A 12,645-nucleotide genomic window follows, 5' to 3' on the forward strand; every position below is an offset into this window, starting at 1 on the left:
AGGCATTATGCAAATTACAAATTTTAATGAATTGAATACACACGTTCGAAAGACCACTCGAGTAAAAATTGTAATTGCGATGGCAGATGAGGAGGAAGTGCTACTAGCAGATAAGGCGATTGAAGATGGTATAGCAGAGTTTGTCTTGATCGGAGATAAGGAGCGGCTTCAAGAGCTGATCGTAAAGCACCATCTGTCACCAGCAAAATTCACGATCGTTCATGAGACGAATCATAAAAAAGCGGCTTCTGCAGCAGTGGAAATGGTAAAAAACAAGCAAGCCGATATTCCAATGAAAGGACTGCTTCATACTTCTGATTTTATGGGCGCAGTTCTGAATAAGGAATCAGGTTTTGAACGTATCAAAAGAATCAGTCAGGTAACGATATTTCAAGACCATTCGAATAGCTTAAAATTCTTAACCGATTGCGCGATCAACATTGAACAAACGTTATCTGTGAAAAAAGATATCATTGAGAATGCTGTTCATCTGGCTCGAACTTTTGGAATCATTTGTCCCAAAGTCGCATTATTAAGTGCTGTAGAAACAATCAATGAAAAGATGCCCGATACGATAACTGGTGCGATATTGGTGCAAATGAACAATCGCGGGCAAATTAAAGATTGTATTATCGATGGACCGCTGTCTTTAGACAATGCTGTATCAAAAGAAGCAGCTGAAATCAAAGGTATCCGCAGTTCAGTGGCTGGAGCTGCCGATATCTTAGTCGGTTCATCTTTGCAAGAGGCGAATACATTAAGCAAGTCCTTGAATTTCTACGCGAAGTTTCCAACTGCTTCAGTAATTCTAGGCACAAAGGAACCCTTCATCATGACTTCAAGAACAGATACGCTGCAAAACAAAGTAAATTCAATCGCCGCTACCTGTTGGCTTTTTCAAAAGCAAAATGATCCAAATTAGATAAGTAAGTTCGATGGTCTAGATTATTCTCAAGTATTTGATTATAATCTAGGCTATTTCTATTCTATTAGGCTGCAATAATGAGTATGATGAAAGTAGAATACATGTATCTAAAAAGAAGGAGAATCACTATGGAAAGAATATTTTATCGAGACAACGAGCAGTGCTTTATCGATGTTGCCAAACCAAATGAAGTGACCCAAACAGATTTGATTATCCTGATCCATGGGGGATATTGGCGCGTCGATAAAACCTTGGGAACAGTTGCGGACATTCAAACATATCTTACGAAAAAAGGGTATGTGGTTTGCAATATTGAATATCGAAGAGGAGAAAATAATCCTTGGCCAACCCCATCACTGGATGTAAACAGTGCCATTGAAAAAATAAAGCAGGAATTTCCTACCGAAAATTATGTTCTCATCGGTCATTCTGTCGGTGGTCAATTAGCCTTATTAAACGCGGGAGAGCAAGATCGAGTGATTGCGTTAGCACCAGTCACAGATTTAATTTACACTAGGGATCATCATTTGGGCGATGATGCGGTTCAAGAATATTTTGGCGAAGAAGCGAGCGACACAGAGCTAGTGAAAGCTTCGCCATGTCATCATCTACCCTTGAAAGCAGCTTCTTGTTTGCTTATTCATGGAGCTGATGATGTCAGAGTGGACGTTGGAACGAGTATTAGCTATTTTCAAGAAAATTTGGCTGTTAAAAACAATATTGAATTGCTGATTTTACCTAGAATGGCCCATCAAGATATTATTAATCCGATCCATGATCATTTCAGCTATTGCTTACAGTGGATCAAAGGGAATATGGATAAATGATTAGATAGCAGCTCGAAATTCTTATTAATCAATTTTTTTTCAATAATATGGCGTTTTGGATAAAAGAAATCGCTTTTTAGCTGGTATCGTTTTGTAAGCTTGATAAAATTTTGAAATAACAAATTTTTAAAATAACGACCATTATATATTAGTGATTTTTTTACTTGTCAGAAAGTAGTTACAATCTGCTAAGTTATCATGATGCTTGATTGTTTTGGCTGCATAGACTCGATAGAATTATAACTGAGCTAGCTCGAAAAAATAAAACTGCTTTTATTAAAATTCAGGGGGATGCTTTATGAAGAAATTGAGTCATTGTCTAGTTGCTACTATTATAGTGTTTGGTTTATTTGGGTTTGCTGTGCCGGGATTGGCCCATGGGTATGTAACTTCACCAGGAAGTCGTGCTTATTTAGGAACGTCTTCAGGCGGGAGGCTAAATCAAAATGTTGGACGAGCACAGTGGGAGCCGCAAAGTATCGAAGCTAAGAAAAGTACGTTTATCGAAGGAAAGATCGCCAGTGCAGGGGTCAGCGGTTATGAGCCGTTAGATGATCAATCATTGTCACGCTGGCACAAAAATTCTATCTCGTCGGGAAACCTAAACATCTCTTGGTTTTTAACCGCGCCGCATAAAACAAGTACTTGGGATTACTACATCACAAAACCCGGTTGGGATCCTGACAAACCATTGAAAATTAGTGATTTCGAACTGATTAAGCAAATTGACGATCATGGGACTCTGCCATCTAAAATAGTTAATCAGCAAATCACCATTCCAAACAATCGGAAGGGCTATAATATTATCTTGGCTGTTTGGAACATTAGTGATACTGTGAATGCCTTCTATCAAGTGATCGATGTGAATATTCGCTAACAGATCAGTAAAAAAGTGTGTTTCGAGTTCATTTTAAAGCAATAAAGAACCATCCATTCTGATAGTTTTCTTTCAGAAATGGATGGTTCTATTAGTTTTTTGAAAAACCTGATTAAGAGCGTTCATTTTTTCAAGAGCGCTCTTTATTTTTCGTCTAGAGATCATGCAGGAACGATCTTCATCAAAATAAATCAACCCTTCAGCACGATCGATTTGAGCAATATTTTCTAAATTCACCACAAAGGAGCGATGTGCTTTGAAAAAACGCGGATCTAAATTCTCAATCTCACCAAGAGTCGCGTAAAAATTCACTAGTCGATTCTTGCAGATGAGACGAAGTTTATGAGAAATATCAGTCGTCTCAAAATAAAGAATATCGGAAAAGGGTACTTGAAAGCTAGTGTGCTGGTTATTAAAAATAAACAGTTCTTCCTTTTTTCCAGTTGATCGAACGTTTAAAAGATTCTCAAAGCAGTCGATTAAGCGCTGCTTCATCTCGTCGACTGGGCTGTCTTTGGCAATAAAATCAAACGCAGAAACCTTATAGGCATAAGTGATCGGAGCAAATTCTGAATGCGTGGTAATAAAGACGATCACTCCATGAGCATCCACTTGCCGAATCTGACTAGCGACTTCTAAACCTTTCCGCTCCTCACCGTTAAGCTCGATATCCAAAAAATAGATATTTTGATCAACAGTTTCTTGAACCTTCTCTAAAAGAAAATCAGGTCTTGCGGTAGTAATTATCGATTTTACCGACCAGCGTTTTTCCAGCAAAATTTCTCGAATGATTAAATCCAATCGTTGTTGCTGTAAAATGTCGTCTTCTAATAAGAAAATATTCATTGCGGAAACTCCTCCTTAATCATCAAAACCTGTCGAAACACACCAAACTGATATTCTGTTTGTAATGAAAGATTGGTGTAATTTTGTAAGATTGCTTGAACCGTAGCCAATCCTAATCCACGATTTTCACCTTTTGTCGAATAGTCTTTTTTAAATATTTTTGTGATATCAATCACTTCATCTGGACAAGAATTTTCAATGATAAGCTGAATTTCATTCATAGTCTCATCTCTTAAAAAGACAATCGTCAAAAAAGGATTCTCGGCTTTTTCGGCTGCTTCAATTGCGTTATCCAGCAGGATCGAAGCAATACGGACATAATCTAAAATATCGATCGCTTCATTTTGAATAACATCGTCGATTTCGATATTTACCGGAATATTTTTCTGCCAAGCTTGGATAATGTGGGTAGAAAAGATTCCTTTGATCGGCAGTGTCTTTAGGTTGTTCAGCCGAGCGAGGGAATAGTGCTCATCATCTAGTGAAATTCCTTCCTGATTCAAGATTCGATTGTACGTATCTTCAATGATAGAAAGATCCTTTGTTTTAATGCTTTCATTCAAGCTGATCAGAACATTATGATAGTCGTGGCGAAATCCCCGAAGCTCTCCATACATCGCTTCAATCTGTTGCACATAAGAGGTAAGATCAGCCAATTGGTTATCCTTCAACTCTTGGATACGCTGTTTATCCATTTGCCGTGTCTTAATGTTCAAATAGACGATTAATAGGATAATCACTAGGATAAACACGACGATCAGATATTTCCGAACAGGATTTTCACCTTTCAAAACATATTCCTCAATCCAGTAATTACTAAACTGAATAATACAGCAAAGTGTTAGTAAAACATTAATGATTAAAAGAAAAATCTGGTTCCAATTGTCTTGATATTTCTCTAAAAAAGAAATGCTAGGTCTAATCAAGCGCAATAAAATCAGATTGCATATAACGGAAAAGACTGGAGATATAGTCATATTGATGACGTACATATATTGATCGAAAACATTTTCTCCAACAAAAAAGAGTATAGATGAGTTCATAAAATAGGCAAAAACAACATAGGAGAATGTCGTATATATTCCGAAAAACCATATTAAGTTAATAGAACAATCCTTGTTTAACTTTTTGCCGATGATAAAGAAATAAATCATAATTGCCAAAAAAATCCAGTAATTAAGAAAAAGATATACAATAAGCGAAATTACTGGAAGAATTACCATTGTTCTAAATGGAATTTTTTTAGCTGTTAACTTTGTATATAAAAAAAGTTGACAGGCATTTTCAATGCACATTGCAACGAACAATGTAAGAATTTGGACCCTATCCATTACGAGTCATTTTTTTTAATTTTGGATTTTCGGGTTCATATCCCCAAATAAAACATGGGCGGTCTAACAATATTATCGAAGCCGCAACAAGAACCTTCGAAATGTTTCTCAGCAAAAAGTTAGGGTTGGATTTGATAGTTTTCATAATTTTTATAGCTCCTTTTGTTTAATTTATAAAATAATGGGTGGATCATTAAGATTTCCACCAGTAAACCAATGATTAGCAGAGTACCCGCTTGAGCGCCTACAAGGAATAGGGATACACAAATAATTGAGAACGCGCTGATTAGAGCGAATAGCTTTTTCCTTTTCCGTTCACTTACGCTAACTAAGGGGTTCTTTTCTGTATCGGCCGGCGCATAGAGAAAGACGCACAACAGAATAATTACAGAAAGAATCAGCATCCAAGGAGTCGATAGGGTAAAACTCGTTTCTTGGAGGACGAAAGGAATGCCAACAAACGTAGCTATTCCAAAAAGTGAACAAGCAATGGAAGACTTCGCATGCCAGCCATTTGCGTGCCATCTCAAAAGAACATAGGCTAGATTCATAATGAACGTTTCAAAAAGTAAACCGAATAAAAAGGAAATAAAGTAAACCTGAATACTTTTTAAAATATTGATCAACAGGATTTCTAAAGAGTATTGGACGTTTTCAAACTCTTCCTCGGTCATAAAATTTTGTGCTCGAAGCTTTTCTAGTATAAATAAGGTGAAAGTGTGTGTCATAGTCAACTACCTCTTGTGCTATAGTTCGCATTACTTTTTGATTGTAATCCTTTTTTTGTCTCACTACAATGTAAACCAGTATCAGGCTTCTTGTTCTGTTAAGAGAATGTCCTTCAGCGATTGCTTTAATGGTGCGTATTTTCTTCGCGAGAAAGGACAGTTATTATTGAAGGAATCGTCCAAAAAGTAAACACGTCTTTCGTATTTATTGATTTCTCGAATGGTTAACAGGTTAACGATAAAGGAGCGATGACAACGGAACAACCAGTTTTGATACGCATCTTCGTAGTTGTTCAAATCTCCTGTGCAATAGTATTTTTCGTTTTTTGTCACAAAACATAAAGAATGATCTTTAGTCGTGTCGACTGTGATATAGAGTAAATCCGACGCTTGGATAATAATTGTGCCTTTTTTAGTTTCTAGAATAATCGGTGCTTTCATATGAAGAAACCTCCTTAACGGCAATTTTAAAGAATTTGTTGCAAGTTGATAAGGGTTTTGTCGCGAATGGTCGAAAAATGATCGCGAATGGTCGTCGCTCCCACATGAAAGTCTACAAAAGTATATTCTCGTGTTCTTTCTTAAAGCGAGAAAAGCATAATGATAAAGACTGACAAAACAAGGGGATGCAATTGCAGGATAATTATTGTACAATGTTTGTGGTTCTTAGTTATTTTATAGAATTGAGAGCTTCGAAGATTCTTGCTAGCTAATATGCTTATACTGAGAAGAATTCGAATAGCTTTAATTTTTAAATTTAATCTAATAAGAAAACAGGAGTTATTTTATGAAAAAACATATAGGGTTACGATTGTTTAGCACTTCTTTGGCACTAATAGGTTTGATTACGTTGGCAACTACAGAGCTTGTTGCTGCGGAAAGTACCGACTCGACGATCCAGATGGAAACAAGCAGTTCTTCAAGTTCTGTAGCAAGTCCGAACAGTTTGATCGAATCAGAAAAAACATCCAATTCTGTCAATGCGCCGGATACAAGTTCCGCAGAATCAGATGACCTAGAAGAAGCCAAAGCTATCCAAGCCGGATATTCAGAACAGCAATTTGAACAAATCATGAGTATTCCCCAATTAGCAGCAGCTGATCTACCTCCGATGCCGCGATCGACTAGCCAACAGAATTCTGTTGTAGCTAAAGCCAGAGACCAAATCGGCAAGCCGTATGCTTGGGGTGCTTCAGGCCCAAATTCATTTGATTGCGGCGGTTTAGTCAAGTACGTTTATAAGCAGGCAGTGAATGTTGACTTGCCAATGGGAACGACAAATCAGGAGAAGTATGGGACTGAGGCAAGCCTGAATGCTTTACAGCCGGGAGATCTGCTTTTCTATGGCAGCAGGGGAGCTACCTATCACGTAGGAATATACATTGGAAATAATCAGATGATCCATTCGCCTCAACCGGGGCAGACAGTCACGGCTGTTGATATCAGCTATTTTTATCCCAATTTTGCTAGAAGAATTTTAAATTCTAATGGAACAGATCCCAATGTTTACCCTTCGACAGATGGACAAGCAGCAAATGAACGCTTCATTTTTAGAATGTACAATAAAAACGATGGGCAGCATCACTATACACAGCTAACAAGTGAGGCGATCAATTTAATCAAGGTTGGCTGGAATTACGAAGGTGTCGGTTGGGTATCGCCTTCATCGGGTGCTTCTGTATACAGAATGTACAATCCCAATAATGGCAGACATCATTACACTCCCCATACTTATGAAAAGAATGACTTAGTAAAAGCAGGCTGGAAGTATGAGGGCGTTTCATGGTATACAGGAGGAAATGTTCCCGTCTATCGTCTGTATAATCCGCAAGCCGCACCAAGAGAGGACAGCCATCACTATACACCGTTAGCTTCTGAACGGGACAGTTTGGTTAGAGCAGGCTGGAAAGCTGAAGGTGTAGCTTGGTATGCCACAAGAATTCTTAAATAACTTTATCTATCAGGCACTTGTGATTGGAAAATCGCAGGTGCTTTTTTGCTGATTTTTTACTCAAAAAAAATAATTAAGAATTCTGCCTTGCGTTCAGGATTAAAAAATGACCGTTGAGGATTGAGAGGGTTCTTTAGTAAAAAAGTATTCTATTATAGTTTAGTACAGGAAATAAAGCAGCTTGGACAGAAAGTGAGGAATCGAGGGGCGGATGAAACTCATAAAACAGCTTGATACAGGGATTTATCAGGTGTTGCACAAATTTAGAAAACTGACTAAAAAACAGCAGAGAATCGTTTATGGTTTGCTGATTCTTTTCGTATTCTTTTTAATCAATTTTATCAATGCGCAGTTTGTCGACAATGCGATGTGGCTGGAGGGGAATTGGTCTAGTCAATCCAATCGTTATACGATTAAGACTAAAAATGGTGAATGTCAGTACTGGAATATTAAACAAAACGACTTTTTTCTGATGGAGGATGCTCAAATTGCTGTGAATTCTTCTAAGGGCAATATCGTTCTGACAAAAAGTGGCAGCAACACAGAATACCACCTCATTAAAATCGATAAAAATCACTTAGGATTGCAGATATTTAACAATCAAAAGAAAATAAAAGAGCTGAAATTGAAGAGAGCGAAATGAATGTTTGCACAAAAAATAATCCGTCCGTAGCCAACTGGTTACGGACTTTTTCTGTTGGGGTTTCTTAACTGAACTTGCTCAACGAAACACAAGTCATGCTAATAAAATTTTTTTTGAAAGATACTTAGCAATTGGGCAAATAGCTGTTGTTCTACTTTGTCCGTGAGTCCGCTGATAGGGACTAAGAAGAATGGGACATCTGGATCTGGTACTTGTTCTTTGAAGGGGCTGATGAACAAGTCGATGTCTGGGCTGGCTTTGTCTTCAAAGGTTGTGTTGACAAAAGTTAGCAGCGAAAAGAGCTGCAGCAGTTCCTGGACCAGCTGTGAATTAGGAATCGGTGTGATACCGACATTAACGACAATGCTTTCTGGCTGCCAATAGGGCTGGATGATATAGACAATGGTTCTAGTAAGCTCATTGAGTGTCGGTGCTGCCCATTTGAACTTTGTTCTTCTAATGACTTTTGTCAGAAATACTTTGATCACACTGGCTAATTGAGGATTCAATTTGATCGTCAGTGCTTCTTCCTGCTGGAATTCACGCAGGGCTGGAGTGGCTTGATTTTCTAAATGGAACAGCAAAAAGGCTGAATAAAAATTTAGTGAGATCAGTTGCAAGCTGTCAGGATCTGAAATGTCGCCTTCGTCTTTGAGCAGCGTTAAAAGTTCGTCCAAAACAACCTGCAGCTCGTCGTTTTGTTTCGTTAGTGTCTCCATATAGAGGGTCAGATAAGGTACCCTAAAGTCTTTGATATCCAAAAGCGTTTCTGAATAAAACATCTTGTAAGTCAGAGAAGCCATTTCAGTTTCAAGGTGGCAAGCTAGGACCTTTTGCTTTTCCAAATAATATTTCATAGGCACTGTTTCTTTTGGCGGATAATAGACAGCTTTTAATGGAAAGGAGTCTACGTAGTGTTCTTGCTCGATCCGCAGCTTTGAGATCAATAAGAAGACGAGTGCTTCATTTGTATTAATATGTATGGAATCATAGAAGCCGATTTGTTTCAGTAAGGTCAGTTCATCCTCTGAATCCAGAATCGCCATAATCTCGACGCCTAAAGAACCAATCCAAAGAATGGAATGAAACATTGCCCGAATCTCAAATTCTTGCCCTTCAACCGTCATTGACGATAAGCGAATTCTTATATTGTATCTTTCTAGTGAGGCAATGAAGGGCCTCAAGAGTCTGCGCACGGAGGACACACTGATAAAAAACTTTTTACTAAAATCCTTCAAATCAAATTTTGGATACATCAGCATATGGAGTATGAGCTGATAGGGCAAGGATTTTTGGACTAAAAATTGATTGTATTTATTTATTTCAAAAAAATCATTTGACCAGATCACTTTGTGCTGCGGGTTTAATAGATGATAATCAAATAATTCTTGAAAGTCCTTGTTGATTTCTTCGATTAAAAAGAGGGTGGTTTCTTTGGAAAAGGGGAGTCGTTGGACAAGTTGATTGATTGAATAGGTCCCGTTTTCTAATTCGGTCAATAAAGCCACGATCTGCTGTTTTTTGTTTTCTTCGCTACATAATATGGAATTCATCAGTTCCTCCTAAATTACGTCTAATAACACCTAGTTACAAATAAACTATCACAACAACAAATCGAAAAAATTCCAATTTTCCAACCAAAAAGAGATTGTATTTAGAAAAAACAGTGGATAGCCAGAAGTGAAATAACTAAGAAATATACTGAGCATTGATAACATTTCCTATTTTTCAATAAGTAGTAAGAAATACTATAACTATTGTAACGCATAAAAATCTGTTACATCACTAATAAAGTTGTTTTCTAATTAAAGGAATCTACTCTTATCCTCATTTTTTAGTTATAGAATGTTTTAGATTAGAGTTGTTTTTCTAATCCGATCGTTTGATCGCTTTTTTTGATTCGAAAATTGTGATTGTGGTCGACTAATACGGTTACAGGGTACAAAAAGTCAGTGTTGTTTACAGTAATAAGGAGGTGTTTGAAGTGAAAAGGGGGATGTTTGAAAAAATTTTCTTTGCAGGATTGGTTAGTGTGAGTATAGGTATCGGGGTCACTGGGAATGTTGCTGCCAATCAAGCAGACTCAGAAGGTGAGATCGAGTTGATTCCACATGAATCTCCGACTGACCCAAAAGATCCTGCAACTCCATCTGAACCACAGAAACCAATTGATCCGAATAATCCAGCGACGGATAATAAAGGTCCTTTATCGTTGGATGTGGTACCAAAGGGATTCTATTTTGGTGCACAAAAAATGTACCACGCAGCTCATAAATATCCAGCGGTTGGAGCAGTTGAACATAAGCAGTATCTGCAAGTGACTGACAATCGTGGTGAAGGAAGTTATGGCTGGACATTAAAAGTTCGACAAGATGGGTATTTACGAAATAAGCAGTCAAGGTATGCGTTGAAGGGTGCCACCTTGTTTCTTCCAAATGGAGAGGCAAGAAATCGAAATAATCATGAAGGAGCTACTGAAATTGATCCTGATTTAACCACGCATAATGTGGAAGTCACAAATGAGGAAAAAATCATTTTTAGTGCACCAGATGATGCTTCAAAAAAGGCAGGGAAATCTGTCTCAACAAATTCTTGGCAGTCACAAGGTGTCTCACTGACGATTCCAAAGGGGACAGCCAGAGAAGGCGAGTATTCCAACAAGATTTACTGGATCCTAACTGATGGCGGTCCAACAAATTAAAAAACAGAGGAGAAAATATAAATATGAAAAAAACGAAATTAATAGTTGCGGGTTTAATGATGAGTACGATGCTGATCGGAGGCGTTTCGCAAGCATTCGCCGCGGATTCTACAGGTGAAATTACCTTTACAGAAAACCAAGGTGGCGGAGATCCAAGTGATCCAGAAGATCCATCGAATCCTAAACCAGATCCTAAGCCAGACCCGACTCCCGAAGTTGGTCCGCTGATTATCAAGGTCGTTCCTAAGTTTGATTTTGGGACTCATGAAGTAGAACAAGCAGGGAAAACTTATGATGATACTGAAACCAAAAACACCTATATTGAAGTACGTGATAATCGTAGTGCTGGTATCAACGGCTGGGAAGTTACCGCAAGCCGGACAGAATTTTCCGATGGTTCAAAAGAGCTGACTGGCTCGGCTTTATCATTGCCAAAAGGTATCGTACGAAATAGTATCGCCAGTACCGAACAGGGAAATAGTACGACAGCTGACGAAGTGCCAGAAGCTTCGATCAAGGCATCAGCCCAAGATATTCCTTTGACCGGCTCATCTGCGAAGGTTTTGGAAACGGTAAAAAAACACGACCTTGTAGGTAAAGCCAATACAACCAGCAATATTATTGAAACGGATCGTACATCATTGACAGTAGCACCAGGGACAGCCGCCGCTGGTACGTTTACTTCAACGATCACTTGGACAATTACAGCAGCACCATAAAAAGTTTAGAAAGGAAGAATACTGTGAAGCGTTTAAAACAATTTTTAGTCTTTCTTTTGGCGGTTTCTGTTATGCCGTTTTCGCAGGTGTTTGCAGAAGAAGAGAGTGCAGGATATAGCGTAGCAAAAGTAGCCCCTACGACATCGCAAGTCAATGAGTCGAGTTCCTTTTATGATCTGTTAGTAACGCCCGGAGAGGAGCTTACGATCCAGTCGGAATTAACGAATCATGACTCAGCGCCTGTCAAGGTGAAAATGGCAGATTACACTACCTATACAAATGCGAACGGGGAAATAAATTATTCTGCAGCATTGAAAAAGAAAGAGGCAGATAAAAGCTTGAAGGTTCCTTTTTCTGAAATTGCGGAAATTGAAGACGATCCGATCGTTACACTTTCACCAGGAGAAAAAAGAATTGTTTCGATGAAAATCAACATTCCGCAGGATGCTTCTGAAGGTGTCATTTTAGGATCGTGGTATTTTGAAAAGGAAACAGAGGAACAAACGGACGATCAAAAAAAAGATACTAAGAAAACCGGTATCACGATTGAAAATAAGTTTGCTTATGCGATGGCAGTCAAATTGACCGTGGAAAAAGAAATCAGCGCACCGAATTTGAAGCTGTTAGAGGTTTCACCGGATTTGAACAATTATAAAAAGGTCATCAATGCCACGGTTCAAAATGATCGGCCGGCGATTGTTTCCAATTTGAATTTTAGCGGAAAGGTAACGAGAAAGGGCGAAACGACGCCTTTGATTACTGGAAAGCTGGAGGATCGAAAAATGGCACCGAATTCTAACTTTCAGGTACCATTCTTTTTAGGAAAAGAACAATTAAAATCAGGCGAATACTCCCTTCATTTGAAGGGGACAACCACTGATGCGAAGTGGGAAGCAAAATCATGGGTATGGATAAAAGATTTCACCATCACTAAAGAAGAGGCAGCTAAACTGAACAAGGAAGCGATCAACGATCCTGAGCCAAAGCCCAATTATTTGGTCTATCTTTTGTACGTCATTATTGGTTTGCTTGTCTTACTTCTATTGATTACTCTTTTCCATAGAAAAAAGAAGGAAAAAATTGAAAATGGAAAGTGA

Annotated in this window: 13 protein-coding genes; 8 read left to right on the forward strand and 5 right to left on the reverse strand. The window is 38.3% G+C overall.

The genetic code is table 11. The features are described 5' to 3' along the window. Positions 1-7: 7 nt before the first annotated feature. From FFR60_RS00400 to FFR60_RS00410, 3 genes are all read left to right on the forward strand, one after another. Complete coding sequence (locus FFR60_RS00400; protein ID WP_137662525.1) at positions 8-922, forward strand: phosphate acyltransferase; 915 nt, start codon at positions 8-10, stop codon at positions 920-922. Between the two features lie 131 nt (positions 923-1,053). Further along, a complete protein-coding gene (locus tag FFR60_RS00405; protein WP_171004835.1) occupies positions 1,054-1,752 on the forward strand; it encodes an alpha/beta hydrolase family protein in 699 nt (232 codons plus the stop codon). 298 nt (positions 1,753-2,050) lie between these two features. Then, positions 2,051-2,629, forward strand: a complete 579-nt coding sequence (locus FFR60_RS00410) for a lytic polysaccharide monooxygenase auxiliary activity family 9 protein (RefSeq protein WP_137662527.1) — start codon at positions 2,051-2,053, stop codon at positions 2,627-2,629. A 72-nt stretch (positions 2,630-2,701) separates the two neighbouring features. Here FFR60_RS00410 and FFR60_RS00415 read toward each other — a convergent pair whose 3' ends face one another. The 4 genes from FFR60_RS00415 to FFR60_RS00430 form a co-directional block, all read right to left on the reverse strand. Further along, positions 2,702-3,475, reverse strand: coding sequence for a response regulator transcription factor (locus tag FFR60_RS00415; RefSeq protein ID WP_137662528.1), 774 nt, complete (start codon positions 3,473-3,475; stop codon positions 2,702-2,704). Further along, entirely contained in the window at positions 3,472-4,266 is a 795-nt protein-coding gene (locus FFR60_RS22870) for a GHKL domain-containing protein (RefSeq protein WP_249354917.1), read from the reverse strand. Before FFR60_RS22870 ends, FFR60_RS00415 begins: the two co-directional genes overlap by 4 nt. A gap of 659 nt (positions 4,267-4,925) precedes the next feature. After that, a complete protein-coding gene (locus FFR60_RS00425) occupies positions 4,926-5,534 on the reverse strand; it encodes an accessory gene regulator B family protein (RefSeq protein WP_137662531.1) in 609 nt (202 codons plus the stop codon). Between the two features lie 81 nt (positions 5,535-5,615). Next, positions 5,616-5,975 (reverse strand): LytTR family DNA-binding domain-containing protein, encoded by a 360-nt coding sequence (locus FFR60_RS00430; protein ID WP_137662532.1) that lies wholly within the window; start codon positions 5,973-5,975, stop codon positions 5,616-5,618. A gap of 346 nt (positions 5,976-6,321) precedes the next feature. Here FFR60_RS00430 and FFR60_RS00435 point away from each other — a divergent pair, with 346 nt between their 5' ends. Together FFR60_RS00435 and FFR60_RS00440 are read left to right on the forward strand one after the other, a co-directional pair. Further along, positions 6,322-7,485, forward strand: coding sequence for an NlpC/P60 family protein (locus tag FFR60_RS00435; RefSeq protein WP_137662533.1), 1,164 nt, complete (start codon positions 6,322-6,324; stop codon positions 7,483-7,485). Positions 7,486-7,696: 211 nt separating this feature from the next. Next, positions 7,697-8,128, forward strand: a complete 432-nt coding sequence (locus FFR60_RS00440; RefSeq protein WP_137662534.1) for a hypothetical protein — start codon at positions 7,697-7,699, stop codon at positions 8,126-8,128. A 98-nt stretch (positions 8,129-8,226) separates the two neighbouring features. Here FFR60_RS00440 and FFR60_RS00445 read toward each other — a convergent pair whose 3' ends face one another. Beyond that, the gene (locus tag FFR60_RS00445; protein ID WP_137662535.1) at positions 8,227-9,681 is read right to left on the reverse strand and encodes a helix-turn-helix domain-containing protein; all 1,455 of its coding nucleotides are present in this window, start codon (positions 9,679-9,681) and stop codon (positions 8,227-8,229) included. A 431-nt stretch (positions 9,682-10,112) separates the two neighbouring features. Here FFR60_RS00445 and FFR60_RS00450 point away from each other — a divergent pair, with 431 nt between their 5' ends. Genes FFR60_RS00450 through FFR60_RS00460 form a run of 3 tightly spaced genes read left to right on the forward strand, consistent with a single transcriptional unit; the run spans position 10,113 to position 12,645 of the window. Further along, positions 10,113-10,829 (forward strand): WxL domain-containing protein, encoded by a 717-nt coding sequence (locus FFR60_RS00450; protein WP_137662536.1) that lies wholly within the window; start codon positions 10,113-10,115, stop codon positions 10,827-10,829. A 23-nt stretch (positions 10,830-10,852) separates the two neighbouring features. Then, positions 10,853-11,548 carry a WxL domain-containing protein gene (locus FFR60_RS00455; protein ID WP_137662537.1) on the forward strand — a complete coding sequence of 232 codons (696 nt, stop codon included), beginning with the start codon at positions 10,853-10,855 and terminating at the stop codon, positions 11,546-11,548. Positions 11,549-11,571: 23 nt separating this feature from the next. Beyond that, positions 11,572-12,645, forward strand: a complete 1,074-nt coding sequence (locus FFR60_RS00460; protein WP_137662538.1) for a WxLIP family cell surface protein — start codon at positions 11,572-11,574, stop codon at positions 12,643-12,645.

Origin of the sequence: Enterococcus hulanensis, assembly GCF_005405485.1 — a bacterium.
Classification (GTDB): domain Bacteria; phylum Bacillota; class Bacilli; order Lactobacillales; family Enterococcaceae; genus Enterococcus_A; species Enterococcus_A hulanensis.